The sequence below is a fragment of the Streptomyces sp. NPDC091289 genome (assembly GCF_044757365.1).
In the GTDB taxonomy this organism is placed as follows: domain Bacteria; phylum Actinomycetota; class Actinomycetes; order Streptomycetales; family Streptomycetaceae; genus Streptomyces.
Genome location: NZ_JBIVUT010000035.1, coordinates 63,185 through 80,114 on the forward strand (window position 1 = coordinate 63,185; position 16,930 = coordinate 80,114).

General features: G+C 69.6%; 8 protein-coding genes and 1 tRNA gene. 1 reads left to right on the plus strand and 8 read right to left on the minus strand.

Annotation, left to right across the window (positions count from 1 at the left end; genetic code table 11):
- Positions 1 to 17: 17 nt before the first annotated feature.
- The 7 genes from ACIQPT_RS34950 to ACIQPT_RS34980 all read right to left on the minus strand — a co-directional run bounded on the left by ACIQPT_RS34950 (position 18) and on the right by ACIQPT_RS34980 (position 13,486).
- Complete coding sequence (locus ACIQPT_RS34950; RefSeq protein WP_401162006.1) at positions 18 to 527, minus strand: CinA family protein; 510 nt, start codon at positions 525 to 527, stop codon at positions 18 to 20.
- Positions 524 to 1,357: a CDP-diacylglycerol--glycerol-3-phosphate 3-phosphatidyltransferase gene (gene pgsA / locus ACIQPT_RS34955; protein WP_401162008.1), complete on the minus strand. Its 834-nt coding sequence runs from the start codon at positions 1,355 to 1,357 to the stop codon at positions 524 to 526. Before pgsA ends, ACIQPT_RS34950 begins: the two co-directional genes overlap by 4 nt.
- Positions 1,354 to 2,835, minus strand: a complete 1,482-nt coding sequence (gene rimO / locus ACIQPT_RS34960; RefSeq protein ID WP_401162010.1) for a 30S ribosomal protein S12 methylthiotransferase RimO — start codon at positions 2,833 to 2,835, stop codon at positions 1,354 to 1,356. Before rimO ends, pgsA begins: the two co-directional genes overlap by 4 nt.
- A gap of 166 nt (positions 2,836 to 3,001) precedes the next feature.
- Positions 3,002 to 3,802, minus strand: a complete 801-nt coding sequence (locus ACIQPT_RS34965; protein ID WP_401162012.1) for a helix-turn-helix domain-containing protein — start codon at positions 3,800 to 3,802, stop codon at positions 3,002 to 3,004.
- A gap of 332 nt (positions 3,803 to 4,134) precedes the next feature.
- Positions 4,135 to 6,975, minus strand: coding sequence for a DNA translocase FtsK (locus ACIQPT_RS34970; RefSeq protein WP_401162014.1), 2,841 nt, complete (start codon positions 6,973 to 6,975; stop codon positions 4,135 to 4,137).
- Positions 6,976 to 7,092: 117 nt separating this feature from the next.
- Positions 7,093 to 7,776, minus strand: coding sequence for a two-component system response regulator (locus ACIQPT_RS34975; protein WP_032794268.1), 684 nt, complete (start codon positions 7,774 to 7,776; stop codon positions 7,093 to 7,095).
- A gap of 244 nt (positions 7,777 to 8,020) precedes the next feature.
- Positions 8,021 to 13,486: a HAMP domain-containing protein gene (locus ACIQPT_RS34980; RefSeq protein ID WP_401162016.1), complete on the minus strand. Its 5,466-nt coding sequence runs from the start codon at positions 13,484 to 13,486 to the stop codon at positions 8,021 to 8,023.
- 401 nt (positions 13,487 to 13,887) lie between these two features.
- Here ACIQPT_RS34980 and ACIQPT_RS34985 point away from each other — a divergent pair, with 401 nt between their 5' ends.
- Complete coding sequence (locus tag ACIQPT_RS34985; RefSeq protein ID WP_401162018.1) at positions 13,888 to 16,515, plus strand: SpoIIE family protein phosphatase; 2,628 nt, start codon at positions 13,888 to 13,890, stop codon at positions 16,513 to 16,515.
- A gap of 54 nt (positions 16,516 to 16,569) precedes the next feature.
- On the opposite strand, the gene ACIQPT_RS34990 is transcribed toward ACIQPT_RS34985, so the two are convergent.
- Positions 16,570 to 16,642 (minus strand) — tRNA-Thr (locus ACIQPT_RS34990).
- Positions 16,643 to 16,930 lie beyond the last annotated feature (288 nt).

The window sequence follows — 16,930 nt, forward strand, 5'->3', positions numbered from 1 at the left end:
ACTCAGGGCTGCAAACATCAATTCCCCCCGTTCTGTTCCGTATCCTGTGCCCGCGCGTTCTCAGCGAGTTCGCTCGCGAGCAGTTCGAGGACGCTTCGCACACTCTCACTACGGATATCCGCCCTCTCACCATTCAACCGCAGAGCCGACACTTTCTCGATGCCGGAGGGCCCGGCGACGGCCACGTAGACGGTGCCGACCGGCTGCCCGTCCTGTGGTTCCGGCCCCGCGACCCCCGTGGTGGAGACGCCCCAGTCCGCGTCGAGAACCCGGCGCACACCGGCCGCCATCTGCAGCGCGACCTCGGGGTCCACGGCTCCGCGCTCCGCCAGAAGGTTCCCGTCGACACCCAGGACGTCCCGCTTCAGGACGGTGGCGTAGGCCGTCACCGATCCCCGGAAGGACCGGGAGGCGCCGGGTACGGAGGTCAGGTCGGCGGCGACCAGGCCGCCCGTCAGCGATTCGGCGACGGCGAGCGTCTCGCCCCGCGCTCCGAGAAGCCGGAGCACCCGGGCAGCGGCTGTCACCGCTCGGCCTCCGCGGCGTCGCGCGCCTCGGCAGTACGTCGTCCGTCCGTCGAACCGGCCACGGCGCCGGCGGCCGGACCGGCAGAAGCCCGGACATCGGCCGCAGCGCCCGCCGCGGCACCGCCGGAGGCCGGAAGCGCCTCCGTGGCCTCCATGGCCTCCGTGGCTCGCTCGGCGGCGGCGGCTCGCTCGGCGGCGAGGCCCTTGCGGCGCAGGACGACGGCCTGGCGTACGTAATCGAGTCCGGTGACGACCGTCAGCACGACGGCGACCATCATCATCCAGAAGCGCAGGGTCGCCAGGGGCCCGGTGAGCACCAGGACGTACATCCCGGCCGCCGTCCCCTGCGCGAGCGTCTTCAGCTTGCCGCCTCTGCTCGCCGGGATCACCGCATGCCGGATCACCCAGAACCGCATCAGCGTGATGCCCAGCTCACGGGCGAGGATCACTCCGGTGATCCACCACGGCAGATCGCCCAGGACCGACAGCGAGACCAGCGCCGCGCCCATGATCGCCTTGTCGGCGATCGGGTCGGCGATCTTCCCGAAGTCCGTGACCAGGTTGTACGCCCGTGCCAGATGACCGTCGAACAGGTCGGTGATCATCGCGATGGCGAAGGCCGCCCAGGCGAAGGCGCGCCAGACCGGGTCGTATCCGCCGTCGTGGAACAGCAGCAGCACGAAGCCCGGCACCAGCAGCAACCGCACCATGGTCAGGATGTTGGCGATGTTCCACAGGCTGGCCTGGTTGACGGCCGCAGTGCCCAGCTTGCCGCCGCGGACCGGCTTCGCGCCGGAGCCGCCTGCCGCGGATGCCGGGACTCCGGTCATCTGGCTACCTCCGCAAGCTCGTGGTGTTCGGCCACCAGGTCGACGCCCTCGGTGCCCACAGCCTTTGCCTCGACCATACGGCCCGGCACGAGTCCCTCGCGTGTGGTGAAGACCACCTGGCCATCCGTTTCGGGAGCCTGGTGCGCCGCACGTCCGACCGCGACCTCGCCGTCGTCCTCCGACTCCACGGACTCCACCAGCACCTGGAGGGTCTCGCCGACGCGCTCCTCGGCCCGCTGCGAGGTCAGCTCCTCGGCCAGCTGGGAGATGTGGGCGAGGCGCTCCGCGATGGTGTCGGCGTCGAGCTTGTTCTCGTAGCCGACCGCCTCGGTGCCGTCCTCGTCGGAGTAGCCGAAGACGCCGATCGCGTCGAGGCGGGCACCGGTGAGGAAGCGTTCCAGCTCGGCGAGGTCCGCCTCGGTCTCGCCGGGGAAGCCGACGATGAAGTTGGAGCGGGCGCCGGCCTGGGGTGCCTTGCTCCGGATGGTGTCCAGGAGCTCCAGGAAGCGGTCGGTGTCGCCGAAGCGGCGCATCGCGCGCAGCACGCCCGGGGCGGAGTGCTGGAAGGAGAGGTCGAAGTACGGGGCGACCTTCGGCGTCGAGGTGAGGACGTCGATAAGGCCGGGGCGCATCTCGGCGGGCTGGAGGTAGCTGACCCGGATCCGCTCGATGCCGTCCACGTCGGCCAGCTCGGGCAGCAGGGTCTCCAGGAGGCGGATGTCGCCGAGGTCCTTGCCGTAGGAGGTGTTGTTCTCGGAGACGAGCATGACCTCCTTGACGCCCTGCTCGGCCAGCCAGCGGGTCTCCTGGAGCACGTCCGAGGGGCGCCGCGAGATGAACGAGCCGCGGAAGGAGGGGATGGCGCAGAACGAGCAGCGGCGGTCGCAGCCGGAGGCGAGCTTCACCGAGGCGACGGGGCTGGTGCCGAGCCTGCGGCGCAGCGGCGCCCGCGGCCCGGAGACCGGCGCGACGCCCTCGGGGAGGTCCTCGGGGGCGGGGGCGGGCGCCTCCTGGGCGTGGCCGGGCAGCGCCACGGCGGCGTCCTGCCGTTCGGCGGGGCTGATCGGCAGCAGCTTGCGGCGGTCGCGCGGGGTGTGCGAGGCGTGGATGCCGCCGTTGAGGATGGTCTGGAGCCGGTCGGAGATGTCGGCGTAGTCGTCGAATCCGAGGACGCCGTCCGCCTCCGGCAGGGCCTCGGCGAGGTCCTTGCCGTAGCGCTCGGCCATGCAGCCGACGGCGACGACGGCCTGGGTGCGGCCCTGGTCCTTCAGATCATTGGCTTCGAGCAGGGCGTCGACGGAGTCCTTCTTGGCGGCTTCGACGAACCCACAGGTGTTGACGACTGCGACATCCGCGTCGGAGGCATCCTCGACGAGGTCCCAGCCGTCCGCTGCCAAGCGGCCTGCAAGCTCCTCCGAGTCCACCTCGTTACGGGCGCAGCCAAGAGTGACAAGGGCGACGGTACGGCGTTCGGGCATGGACTCAAGACTACTTTGTCCCGGCGGTCCCCCTACCGTGCAGGGTTGCCTGCCCCGTCGCTGTTACTCCCCGTAGCAGGCGGACCTGGCCGGGAAACGCCGACGGGCGTCCGGCGCGAGGCCGGACGCCCGTCGGGACGCGTGCGGGAAAACCAGGGGCGGCGGATCAGCCGGCCTCGGGGTCGCCCTTGGTGTAGGAGAGCCGCTCGACCGTGCCGGGCCCGAAGCGGTCCTCGACCTGCTTGCCGTTGACGAAGAGCTCGATCACTCCGGCGTTGCCGAGGACGAGGTCGATGCGTTCCTTGTCCTGGAAGGTCTTGGACTCGCCCGGGAGCAGCAGCCCGTCGAAGAGCAGCCGCCCGTTGTGGTCCTTCGCGGAGATCCAGCTCTCGTCATTGGTCGCGCTGAGCTTGACCGTCACCTTGTCCCGGGGAGCGGCGGCGATGGCGCTCTCGGAGGGCACGGGCTTGGGATCGGAGGGCTTGGTGGCGGTGGGCTTGGCCGCGGTCTTGTCGGGCTTGGAGCCCTCCGCGATCTGCGCGGTGTTCGAGGGTTCGTCCTCGCCGCTGAAGAGCGTGAAGCCGACGAAGCCGACGACGGCGACGATGGCCGCGACCATGGCGGCGGTCCAGTTGGGCCGCCGGGGCTCGGAGCGGATGCGTTCCGCTTCGAACAGCGGTGCGGCGGGGGTCGGTGCGGGACGGCCGCCGTGATCGGCGTCGTACTCCTCGACCAGCGGTTCCGGATCGAGGCCGACGGCACGGGCGAACGTGCGGATGTGGCCGCGGGCGTAGACGTCGCCGCCGCAGCGGGAGAAGTCGTCCTGCTCGATCGCGTGCACGATGGGGATGCGCACCCGGGTGGAGCTGCTGACTTCCTCGACCGTCAGACCTGCGGCGATGCGAGCCTGCTGAAGGGCACGACCGATCGAAGGCCGGTCGTCTTCGGGGGAGTTGCCGATGGACACGGGGGCGCCTTTCGAGCGTGAGCCACCTGCTGGATGTTCAGTCTAGGGGGGGTACGAAAGGGAGGGGCAACCGGGAGGGACGACTTTGTACGCCATCGGGTTCGCCGGACGGCCCCGCCGCCGGCTCCGGGGCGGAGCGGGGACGGAGCACGGCCCCGATCGAGGACTGGGCAACCTGTAGTGGGCCGAACGGGGTGGGAGTAAGGGTGAGGTGACGACGGAGCGAGCCGCGGGGAGGAGCACGGTTCCGTCCCTCCCTTCAACTGGACGTACGACCGTACGAAACGGTTGCCCACAAAACCTTTACGGAGCGGATTCCGTTGCGGATGCCGTCAGGGAGCGGATTCCCCGCGAATGACGGCCAACACCCCGTCGAGCTCGTCGGGTTTCACCATGACGTCCCGCGCCTTGGAGCCCTCGCTGGGTCCGACGATGTTGCGGGACTCCATCAGGTCCATCAGCCGGCCGGCCTTCGCGAAGCCGACGCGGAGCTTGCGCTGGAGCATCGAGGTCGATCCGAACTGGGTGGAGACGACCAGCTCGGCGGCCTGACACAGCAGGTCCAGGTCGTCGCCGATGTCCTCGTCGATCTCCTTCTTCTGCTTCGTTCCCACCACGACGTCGTCCCGGAAGACCGGGGCCATCTGGTCCTTGCAGTGCTGGACGACGGCGGCGACCTCGTCCTCGGTGACGAACGCTCCCTGCATCCGGGTGGGTTTGTTGGCCCCCATCGGGAGGAAGAGCCCGTCGCCCTTGCCGATGAGCTTCTCGGCGCCGGGCTGGTCGAGGATGACCCGGCTGTCGGCGAGCGAGGAGGTGGCGAAGGCGAGCCTGGAGGGAACGTTCGCCTTGATCAGGCCGGTCACCACGTCGACGGAGGGGCGCTGGGTGGCGAGCACCAGGTGGATGCCGGCGGCGCGGGCCAGCTGGGTGATGCGGACGATCGAGTCCTCGACGTCACGCGGGGCCACCATCATCAGGTCGGCCAGCTCGTCGACGATCACCAGCAGGTACGGGTACGGGGACAGCTCGCGCTCGCTGCCCTCGGGCGCCTTGCACTTGCCGTTGCGGACCGCGTGGTTGAAGTCGTCGATGTGCCGGTAGCCGAAGTTGGCGAGGTCGTCGTAGCGCAGGTCCATCTCCCGCACGACCCACTGGAGCGCCTCGGCGGCCTTCTTGGGGTTGGTGATGATCGGGGTGATGAGGTGGGGGATGCCCTCGTACGCGGTCAGCTCGACGCGCTTGGGGTCGACGAGGACCATCCGCACGTCGTCCGGGGTGGCCCGCACCATGATCGAGGTGATCAGGCAGTTGATGCAGGAGGACTTTCCCGAGCCGGTGGCGCCGGCGACCAGGACGTGCGGCATCTTGGCGAGGTTGGCCATCTCGTAGCCGCCCTCGACGTTCTTGCCGAGCGCCACGAGCATCGGGTGGTCGTCCTCCGCGGCATCCGCGAGGCGCAGCACATCGCCGAGGTTGACCATCTCGCGGTCGGAGTTGGGGATCTCGATGCCGACGGCGGACTTGCCCGGGATCGGCGAGATGATCCGCACATCCGGGCTGGCCACGGCGTACGCGATGTTCTTGGCCAGGGCCGTGATCTTCTCGACCTTCACGGCGGGGCCGAGCTCGATCTCGTAACGGGTGACCGTCGGGCCCCGGGTGAAGCTGGTGACCGCGGCGTCGACCTTGAACTCGGAGAAGACGTTGGTCAGCGAGGCGACGACGACGTCGTTGGCGGCGCTGCGGGTCTTGCCCGGTCCGCCGCGCTCCAGCAGGTCGAGCGAGGGCAGCGAGTACGTGATGTCGCCGGACAGCTGGAGCTGCTCGGCGCGGGCGGGCAGGCCCCCGGAACGCTCCGGTGCGGGCTTGGTCAGGTCGGGAACGGCACCGGAACGGTCGGAGGTGCCACCGGAACGGTCGTCGCCGGTCGCGTCGTCGGTGCCGGCGGACCGGTCCGGCCGGCGCCCCGCCCCGGACGTGCCCGCCCCGTCCCGCTCGGCCTCCCGGGCGCCGGGCACGGGCGTCCCGGTGCGCTCCCGGTCCACGGAGACGCCCTGGGTCAGGTCGGCGACGATCGGCGAGGGCGGCATGCCGTTGAGCACGGCCCCGTCGAGCGCGGCGGCAGCGGCGGCCGCCACGTCCACCGCGTCCAGCGGCCGGTTCATCGCGGGCTGTACGGAAGGCCTGCGGGGCCTCCTGCGCTTGGTGAGCGCTTCCGCCTCGGCCTGGTCGTGGTCGTAGACCGGGTCCGCGTCCTCGTCCGTGCGCCGCGCGCCGCGGCGGCGGGGCCGCTCGGGCAGCGCCTCGCGCCACTGTTCGTCGTAGCGCTCGTCGTCGTCCTCGTACCCCTCGCCGGCCGAGGGCGCCGGTTCCACGATGCCGAGGCGGACACCCAGCTGACGCAGCCGCTGCGGAATGGCGTTGACCGGGGTGGCGGTGACGACGAGGAGCCCGAACAGGGTCAGCAGCGCCAGCAGCGGTACGGCGAGCACCTCGCCCATCATGAAGATCAGTGGCTTGGAGGCTGCCCAGCCGACCAGCCCGCCCGCGTCCTGCATCGCCTCGGTGCCCGCGTCCCGGCCCGGCGAACCGCAGGCGATGTGGACCTGGCCGAGGACCCCGATGACCAGGGCGGACAGCCCGATGACGATGCGCCCGTTGGCCTCGGGCCGCTCCGGGTACAGGATCAGCCGCACCGCCATCGCGCCCAGCAGTATCGGCGCGAGCAGGTCGAGCCGGCCGAAGGCCCCGGTCACCAGCATCTCGACCAGGTCGCCGACGGGTCCCTGGAGGTTGGACCAGGTGCCCGCGGCGACGATCAGCGCCAGGCCGAGGAGCAGCAGCGCGAGCCCGTCCTTGCGGTGGGCGGGGTCAAGTCCCTTGGCGCCACGCCCTATCGAGCGGAACAGCGCGCCGACGCCGTGTGCCGCCCCGAGCCAGACCGCCCGCACCAGCCGGTAGATGCCCCCGGTGGGTGACGGTGCGGGTTTGGGCGCGGGCTTCTTGGCCGCCGCCTTCTTCGCGGGGGCCTTCTTCGCGGGAGCAGCCGACTTCTTGGGCGCGCTCTTCTTGGCGGGCGCGGCTTTCTTCGCCGGGCCCGAGGTACGGCCGACGCGCTTCGCGGTGCCCGCCGTGCCCTGGGAACCCTTGCCGGACGTACGTGAGGCCATGGTGCCGAGGTTACCGCTGTCGTCGCCCGTGAACACGTTCGCCTACGGGTTCACCCGACCGTGTCGCCTTCGCGAGGCGGGGAACTGACGACGCCTCACGACGGAGGAGGGAGGATGTCAGCTCTGCGCGGGCAGCACTCCCGTGCCCCCGCCGGTGCCCGGCTCCAGCGCGTCGAGCGCGCGGCGCAGGCCGGTGAGCTTGCGTTCCAGGTGGGCGGCCGTGGCCACCGCGGCGGCGTCCGCTGATTCGTCGTCGAGCTGTTTGGAGAGCGCTTCCGCCTGCTCCTCGACCGCCGCGAGCCGCGCGGAGAGTTCGGCCAGCAGACCGGCCGGCTCCTTCTCGTGCTCGCCGCCCGCGTGACCGTCGCCCTCCAACTGGAGCCGCAGCAGAGCGGCCTGCTCGCGGAGCTTGCAGTTCTTCATGTACAGCTCGACGAAGACCGAGACCTTGGCGCGCAGCACCCACGGGTCGAACGGCTTGGAGATGTAGTCCACCGCACCGGCCGCGTAGCCGCGGAAGGTGTGGTGCGGACCGTGGTTGATCGCGGTGAGGAAGATGATCGGGATGTCCCGGGTCCGCTCCCGCCGCTTGATGTGCGCGGCGGTCTCGAAACCGTCCATGCCCGGCATCTGGACGTCCAGCAGAATGACCGCGAAGTCGTCCGTGAGCAGCGCTTTGAGCGCCTCCTCCCCTGACGATGCCCGGACCAGTGTCTGATCGAGCGCAGAGAGGATGGCCTCCAGCGCCAGCAGATTCTCCGGCCGGTCATCGACCAGGAGGATCTTGGCCTTCTGCACCATGGCCCGTCCTCCTCGCCCCGGAAATGCACCGGGTGCCGCCCCAGGGGACGACTCCCTTACGCCGTCCGTCCTTGTGCCGGTCATGGTAGCCGCACCCCGCCCGTCACCACACCCTGTCACCGCGATGTCACTGTGCACATACCGCAAACGCGGTGGGAGACCAGAAGGTTCCCCGAATGCAGCGCGTTCACACCCGATCGAGCACAGTCGGTCAACAACTTACGTCAATTCGTTCAATTCTCGATCACTCTCCGTGCATCCACTGCTCCATCACCGCAAGCAGATGATCAGGATCGACCGGCTTCGTCACATAGTCGGAAGCGCCGCAATCGATGGCCTTCTCCCGGTCGCCCTTCATCGCCTTCGCGGTGAGCGCGACGATCGGCAGCCCGGCGAACTGCGGCATCCGCCGGATCGCGGTCGTCGTCGCGTAACCGTCCATCTCGGGCATCATGATGTCCATCAGCACGACCGTCACATCGTCGTGCTGCTCCAGCACTTCGATGCCCTCGCGGCCGTTCTCCGCATACAGCACCGCCAGTCCGTGCTGCTCCAGCACGCTGGTGAGCGCGAAGACATTGCGGATGTCGTCGTCGACGATGAGCACCTTCTCACCGCGGAAGCGGAATGTCCGCCGGGGCGCCGGCTCCTCCGCCGCGGCCTGACCCTGCGCCTGCGGCCGACTCCCGTCCTGACTCCCCTGCACCCACTCCTCCTGCTGCGGGGCACTCTCGGACGGGGTGCGACCGGCCGGCAGCGCGGCCCTGCTCGCCGCTTCCCCCAGGGCCTTGCGCCGCCGCCGGAACATCCCGGCGGAGTTGGCCGGGTCGCCGTACGGAGCCGACTGCCCCTGCGACGACTGCCCGTGCCCCATCTCGCCCGCGCCGCCCAGCACCTCGGCGGAACCGGAACCCACCGGGGGGTAGCCCTGGGGCGGCAGTTCGGCACGGTGCAACGGCAGGTACAGGGTGAAGGTCGAACCGCGTCCCGGCTCGCTCGCCGCGTGGATCTCGCCGCCGAGCAGCCGGGCGATCTCCCGGCTGATGGAGAGACCGAGGCCGGTGCCGCCGTACTTCCGGCTCGTCGTGCCGTCCGCCTGCTTGAACGCCTCGAAGATCACCAGCATCTTGCTGGACGCGATCCCGATCCCGGTGTCGGTGACCGAGAAGGCGATCAGATCGGCGTCCGCGTCCCGCAGCGAACCCGCCTCCAGCAGGTGCTCCCGGATCGCGTTGGGCACATCGGCGCCGGCCGGCCGGATCACCAGCTCCACCGCCCCGCTGTCGGTGAACTTCACCGCGTTGGAGAGCAGGTTGCGCAGCACCTGGAGGAGGCGCTGCTCGTCGGTGTGCAGCGTCGCGGGAAGCTCCGGCGACACCCGTACGGAGAAGTCGAGCCCCTTCTCCGCGGTGAGCGGGCGGAACGTCGCCTCCACATAGTCGACCAGCTGGACCAGCGCGATCCTGGTCGGGCTGACGTCCATCTTGCCCGCCTCGACCTTGGAGAGGTCCAGGATGTCGTTGATCAGCTGGAGCAGGTCGGAACCGGCCCCGTGGATCGTCTCGGCGAACTCCACCTGCTTCGGCGAGAGATTGCCCTCGGCGTTGTCCGCCAGCAACTTGGCCAGAATCAGCAGTGAGTTGAGCGGCGTCCGCAGCTCGTGCGACATGTTCGCCAGGAACTCGGACTTGTAGCGCATCGAGACCGCGAGCTGCTCGGCGCGCTCCTCCAGCACCTGCCGGGCCTCCTCGATCTCGGTGTTCTTCACCTCGATGTCGCGGTTCTGCTGGGCCAGCAGCTCGGCCTTCTCCTCCAGTTCGGCGTTGGACGCCTGGAGGGCCTTCTGCCGGTTCTCCAACTCCTGCGAGCGGTCCCGCAGTTGCTCGGTCAGCTCCTGCGACTGCTCCAGCAGCTTCTCGGTCTTGGTGTTGACGCTGATCGTGTTGACGCTCGTCGCGATCATCTCGGCGAGCTGGTTGAGGAAGTCCCGCTGGATATGCGTGAACGGCTGGAACGAGGCCAGTTCGATGACGCCGAGAACCTTGCCCTCGAAGAGCACCGGCAACACGATCACATGCGCCGGAGGGGCCTCACCCAGACCGGAGGAGATCTTCAGATACCCCGGCGGCACGTTGTCCACCTGGATCGTCCGCTTCTCCTCGGCCGCCGTCCCGATGAGCGTCTCGCCGGGCCGGAAGGAGGTCGGCATCGACCCCGCCGAGTAGCCGTAACTCCCCCGCATCCGCAGTTCGTACGCGCCGGCCGCACCGTTGTCCGGACCCACCTCGTCCGAGTCGCCCGCGGCCATGGCCAGGAAGAACGCACCGTGCTGCGCCGAGACCACCGGCGTCAGCTCGCTCATGATCAGCGAGGCCACGTCGTCCAGATCGCGGCGGCCCTGCATCAGACCGGAGATCCGGGCCAGGTTGCCCTTCAGCCAGTCCTGCTCCTTGTTGGCGAGCGTGGTGTCGCGCAGGTTCGCGATCATCGTGTTGATGTTGTCCTGGAGGACCTGGATCTCACCGGCCGCGTCCACATCGATCTTGAGGTTCAGATCGCCGCGGGTCACCGCGGTGGCGACGGCCGCGATGGCACGCACCTGACGGGTCAGGTTCCCGGCCATCTCGTTCACCGACTCGGTGAGATCGCGCCAGGTGCCGTCCACGTCCCGCACCCGCGCCTGACCGCCCAGCTGCCCCTCGGTACCCACCTCGCGGGCGACCCGGGTCACCTGTTCCGCGAACGAGGACAGCTGGTCGACCATCGTGTTGATGGTGTTCTTCAGCTCCTGGATCTCACCGCGGGCGTCGATGTCGATCTTCTTGGTCAGGTCGCCCTTGGCGATGGCGGTGGTGACCGTGGCGATCTGCCGCACCTGACCGGTCAGGTTGGAGGCCATCGAGTTCACGGACTCGGTGAGGTCCTTCCACGTACCGGCGACTCCCGGCACCCGGGCCTGACCGCCCAGCTCGCCCTCCGTGCCCACCTCACGGGCCACTCGCGTGACCTCGTCGGCGAACGAGGACAGCGTCGTCACCATCGTGTTGACGGTGTCGGCCAGCTCCGCGACCTCGCCGCGCGCCTCCACGGTGACCTTCTTCGTCAGATCGCCGTTGGCGACCGCGGAGGAGACCCGGGAGATGTTCCGCACCTGGCTGGTCAGGTTGTTGGCCATCAGGTTGACGTTCTCGCTGAGGTCCTTCCAGATGCCGGTCGCCCCGCGCACCCGCGCCTGACCACCGAGGATCCCCTCGGTGCCCACCTCACGGGCCACCCTGGACACCTCGTCGGCGAAGTTCAGCAGCTGGTCGACCATCGTGTTGACGGTCGTGACCAGTTCGAGGATCTCGCCCTTGGCGTCGACCGTGATCTTCTTGGAGAGATCGCCCTTGGCGACCGCGGTGGTGACCTCGGCGATGTTGCGGACCTGGAGGGTCAGGTTGTTCGCCATGCCGTTGACGGACTGGGTGAGGTCCTTCCACGTACCGGACACGCCCTGCACCTCGGCCTGACCGCCGAGGATGCCCTCCGTACCCACCTCACGGGCGACCCGCGTCACCTGCTCCGCGAAGTTGGACAGCTGGTCCACCATCGTGTTGAGGGTGTTCTTCAGCTCCAGGATCTCGCCCCGGGCATCCACATCGATCTTCTGCGACAGGTCACCGCGCGCCACCGCCGTGGCGACCTGCGCGATGTTACGGACCTGAGCGGTGAGGTTTCCGGCCATACCGTTCACCGAATCGGTGAGATCGCGCCACACTCCGGCCACGCCGGGCACCTGCGCCTGACCGCCGAGCCGGCCGTCCGTACCCACCTCGCGGGCGACCCGGGTGACCTGGTCGGCGAAGGCGGAGAGCTGGTCGACCATCGTGTTGATGGTGTTCTTCAGCTCCAGGATCTCGCCCCGGGCGTCCACGTCGATCTTCTGCGACAGATCGCCCCGCGCCACCGCCGTCGTCACCTGGGCGATCTGCCTCACCTGGGAGGTGAGGTTGCCCGCCATGAAGTTGACGGAGTCCGTCAGCTCCTTCCACGTACCCGAGACGCCGTCCACCCGCGCCTGACCGCCGAGGCGGCCCTCGGTGCCCACGTCGCGGGCCATCCGCGTCACCTGGTCGGCGAAGCTGGACAGCTGCGCCACCATCGTGTTGACGGTGTTCTTCAGCTCCAGCATCTCCCCGGCCACGTCCACGGTGACCTTCTGCGACAGATCACCGTTGGCGACCGCCGTGGTGACCTGCGCGATGTCCCGGACCTGACCGGTCAGGTTGCGGAACGCGGTGTTCACCGAGTCGGTGAGGTCCTTCCACGTACCCGCCGCGCCCGGCACCTCGGCCTGCCCGCCGAGCCGGCCCTCGACGCCGACCTCCCGGGCGACGCGGGTCACCTCGGAACCGAACGACTGGAGCTGGTCCACCATCGTGTTGACGGTGTTCTTCAGCTCCAGCATCTCCCCGGCCACGTCGACCGTGACCTTCTGCGACATGTCGCCGCTGGCCACCGCGGTCGTGACCTGCGCGATGTCGCGCACCTGTGTCGTCAGGTTCCGGAAGACCGTGTTCACCGAGTCGGTGAGGTCCTTCCACGTCCCCGCCGCGCCCGGCACCTGCGCCTGACCGCCGAGGAGCCCTTCGCCACCGACCTCGCTCGCCACACGTGTCACTTCGTCCGCGAAGGTACGCAGCGTCTCGGTCATCTGGTTGATCGTCTCGGCGAGCTGCGCGACCTCGCCGCGTGCGCTCACCGTGACCTTCTGCGTCAGATCGCCGCTGGCGACCGCCGTCGTCACCTCCGCGATACCGCGCACCTGGGAGGTGAGGTTGCCCGCCATCGTGTTGACGGAGTCGGTGAGGTCCTTCCACACACCGGCCACACCCGGCACGGTCGCCTGACCGCCCAGCTCCCCCTCCGTGCCCACCTCACGGGCGACGCGCGTCACCTCGGAGGAGAACGAGGACAGCTGGTCGACCATCGTGTTGACGGTGTTCTTCAGCTGGAGCATCTCGCCGGCCACATGGACGGTGACCTTCCGCGACAGATCGCCCTTGGCGACCGCCGTCGTCACCAGCGCGATGTCCCGCACCTGGGCGGTGAGCCGGTACGCCATGGTGTTCACGGAGTCCGTGAGGTCCTTCCAGGACCCGGACATCCCGCGCACCTGCGCCTGGCCCCCGAGCTTGCCCTCGGTGCCCACCTCGACGGCGACCCGGGTCACCTGCTCGGTGAAGACCGACAGCTGATCGACCAGGTTGTTGACCGTACGGGCGACCTTCAGGAACTCGCCGCGCAGCGGCCGGACCGTCTCGTCCGTCGTGTGCGACCGCAGCTCCATCCGCTGCTCCAGATCACCGTCGGCGACCGCCGACAGCACCCGGCCCACTTCGGAGACCGGTCGCGCGAGATCGTCGACGAGCTCGTTGGAGGCGTCGATCGCGGCGGCCCAGGAACCCTCACAGGCGCCCGTCTCCAGCCGCTCCGTGAGTTTGCCCTCACGCCCGACCACCCGCCGTACGCGCGCCAGCTCACCGGTGAGATGGAGATTCCGGTCGGCGACCTCGTTGAAGACCGCCGCGATCTCCGTCATCACACCGTCGCCGGAGACGGTGAGCCGCCGGCGGAAGTTGCCGTCGCGCATCGCCACGAGGCCCGCGAGCACTCTGTTCAGAGCTGCCGCGTCCACTTCGACGGTGCCATTGCGCTGCTTTTTCACGGACTGTCCGCCTTTTGTACGCGCCTTCGAACCCTGCGCCGCCACGCCAGACTCCACCGTGTCCCTCCCGCAGGGGTTGACCGTTTCACTCGGGCCTATCCGGAAGCTTGCCCAGTTCCACTTTGGCTCACCGCCACTGCACACCGTCAACGGGCGACCGGGCGGACGTCAAATCATGGCAACGTACCAGGCCGGAACCGGTCGGCGGGCAACCTGCACCGGTTGCCCCCCATCCCTTGCACCGGGAGTCCATACTTGTGCGCCCGCGCACCACCGCCGGACCGCTCTGTCCCGAACTCGGCCCTCGTGTACCCGGCACCCTTGACGAACGTCTAGCCTGGCAAGCGAATCGAAGCGGCGATAAACGGGCACAGGACTCGGGGAAGCGACGAGACACCAATATGGGGAGTGCTGTGATCACCGCGCGCGCGGCCGCCACCTTCGAACCGGTAGGGCGCTCCGTCGCGACCGCCCGCGCTTTCGTCCGGGACACGCTCCAGGGGTGGGGCTACAACGATGTCGTCGACGACGCCGTCGTCCTCACCAGTGAGCTCGTGACCAACGCCGTCGTGCACGCCGGGACGGCGGCCGACGTGCTGTGCCTGCGCACCGCGGACGGCGTCCGCGTCGAGGTCTCCGACCACTATCCGGAACGCGAGGTCCCGCTCCAGAGCAACGGCCTCGACTTCGGCAGCCCCGACCGCGAGAACGGCCGCGGTCTGCTGCTCTGCGCCGCCCTGGCGTCCCGCTGGGGCGTCGAGTACTCCCCCACCCGTAAACACGTCTGGTTCCAGCTGGACCTGCCCGACCGGCCGGTGGGCATCCGCTCCGCCGGCCCGGTCCTGCCCACAGCGCTCCTCCCCGTCACCGACCAGCGGGTCCGGGTGGCCGTCGTCCAGATCGACAGCACCGGCGCCATCAGCGCGTGGAACGACGACGCCACGTACGTCTTCGGGCACACCGCGGAACAGGTCACCGGCAAGCAGTTCACCGACTTCGTGGCCTGGCCGCACACCCCCGGGACCAACACCGGCATCGCCGACGCCCTCCAGCTCTCCCGCTGGGAGGGCAGTTACGGGATCCGCGGCGCCGACGGCCGGACCATCGCCGTCTACTCCTCGCACCTGCGGGTCCGCGACACCGACGGCGAACCCTCCACGGTCTGTCTCCTCGTCCGCGACGACGAGCGCGCCGTGCTCCAGTCCCCGGTCCGGACACCGGTCTCCGACTCCTCGCCGGACAACCGCACCGCGGACCCGTTCGAGGTCTTCATCGGCTCCCCGGCCCCCGACGACCTGGACGGCCTCCTCCAGCGGACGGTCGAGCGGGCCCGCGACATGCTCGACGCCGACGCGGCGTTCCTCCTGCTCGCCACGGACGACGAGACGGAGCTGGAGGTCCGCGCCACGACGGGCCTCCCCTCGGCCCGCCAGCGCTTCGCCCGGGTGCCCGTCGAGGCCGGCACGGGACGCTACGGCTCCGCCCGGATGCCCGCCGTCCACGAGGACCTGACCGCCGTCCCCGGTGCCGTCCCGCTCCTCACCGACACCGGCATGCGCTCGGTCGTCACGGTCCCGCTGAAGGTCGAGGGCCGCCTCACCGGCTCCCTCGGCGTCGCTGCGGAAGGCGCTGGCCGCTATTCGAACGAGGAGGCCCTGCGCCTCCAGTTCGCGGCGGACCGCATCGCTCTCGCCGTGGAGTCCGCCCGCCTCGGCGAGCTGGAACGGCTGCGCCGCGGCTCCCTGTCCTTCCTCGTCGAGGCGTCCGATCTGCTGGCCGGCACGCTCGACCGGGACCAGACTTTGGCGCTCATGGCCCAGATGACGGTCCCGACGCTGGCCACCTGGTGCGCCGTCTACACGATCGCCGACCAGTCCTCCGACCCGTATCTCTCGTACGTGCTCCACGAGGACGAGGACCTCATCGACGGGCTCAAGGCCCTGCTCTCGAAGATCGCCCCGCCGGATCCGGTACCGACCCCGGGCGCCCGTGTCTGGGCCGCCCCCTCGGAGGCCGGTCACAAGGCGGCGCTCAGCACCTCGACCCGCAGCCTGCAGCGCGACGCGCCGCTGAGCATGAGCACGGCCACCCGCACGACGCTCGCCACGGCCCAGGCCGTCGGCGGTGAGACGGTGGTCCTGCCGCTGGTCGCCCGCAACCGTGTGATCGGCATGCTGACGCTCGGGAAGCCCTCGGACGACCACTTCCGCCAGGAGATCCTGGAACTGGCCGAGGACCTCTCCCGCAGGGCCGCCCTGGCCCTGGACAACGCCCGCCTGTACTCGGAGCGCATGGCGATCAGCCAGTCCCTCCAGCGCAGCCTGCTGCCCCCGGGCCTCCCCGATGTGCCGAACGTCGAGATCGAGGTCATCTATCGTGCCGCGGGCGAGGGCAACGAGGTCGGCGGCGACTTCTACGACGTCTTCCCGATCAGCGACGGCGCGTACGGCTTCGCCATCGGCGACGTCTGCGGTACGGGCCCCGAGGCGGCCGCTGTCACAGGCCTGGCCCGCCACGCGCTGCGCCTGCTCGCTCGCGAGGGCTTCGGCGGCCCCGCGGTCCTGGAGCGCCTCAACGCGGCGATCCTCGACGAGGGCGCCCGCAGCCGCTTCCTGACCCTTCTCTACGGCGAGCTGTGGCCCCAGGAGGACGGCAGCGCCCTCCTGAAGGTCGTCTGCGCCGGCCACCCGCTGCCGCTGCGCCTGCGGCAGGACGGCTCCGTCGAGTCCGCCGCCGAACCGCAGCCCCTGCTCGGTGTCATCGAGGACCTCGATCTGTACGAGCAGGAAGTCGTCCTCAACCCGGGTGACGTCCTGCTGTGCGTCACAGACGGCGTCACCGAACGCCGCGAGGGAAGCCGCATGCTGGGCGACGACGGCCTGGCGGACGTCCTGTCGACCTGTACGGGCCTGACGGCCGGAGCGGTCGCCTCCCGCATTCTGCGGGCCGTGGAACGCTTCGCGGCCGAGCCGGCCTCGGACGACATGGCGATCCTGGCCATGCGCGTCCCGGAACCGCCTCTCGTCTGACGCCCAACGCGAAAGGCCCCCGCCACTTGGCGGGGGCCTTTCGTTTGTCTTCTGAGCCCCAATGCGGAATCGAACCGCAGACCTTCTCCTTACCATGGAGACGCTCTACCGACTGAGCTATTGGGGCCTCGCTGCGCTGTGGCAACGAGGTAAACCATACACGGGATCCGGAGATGCTCATAATCGCGGCCGGCCCCAGGTTCGACGCTCAGCAGCCCCTCCACCAGGCCTTACCGACAGGGCGCACGGGGTGCGCGGGGCTCATGGGGCGTGCGGCCCACCGATCGTGTCCGGAACGCAGAAAAGCCCCGCACCAAAATGGTGCGGGGCTTTCCCGGAAAAATTGTTCGGCGGCGTCCTACTCTCCCACAGGGTCCCCCCTGCAGTACCATCGGCGCTGAAAGGCTTAGCTTCC

Coding starts and splice junctions, on each gene's coding strand:
- ACIQPT_RS34970 (WP_401162014.1), bottom strand. CDS start 6,975: ATGGCCTCACGTACGTCCGGCAAGGGTTCCCAGGGCACGGCGGGCACC.
- ACIQPT_RS34985 (WP_401162018.1), top strand. CDS start 13,888: ATGGGGAGTGCTGTGATCACCGCGCGCGCGGCCGCCACCTTCGAACCG.
- pgsA (WP_401162008.1), bottom strand. CDS start 1,357: ATGACCGGAGTCCCGGCATCCGCGGCAGGCGGCTCCGGCGCGAAGCCG.
- rimO (WP_401162010.1), bottom strand. CDS start 2,835: ATGCCCGAACGCCGTACCGTCGCCCTTGTCACTCTTGGCTGCGCCCGT.
- ACIQPT_RS34975 (WP_032794268.1), bottom strand. CDS start 7,776: ATGGTGCAGAAGGCCAAGATCCTCCTGGTCGATGACCGGCCGGAGAAT.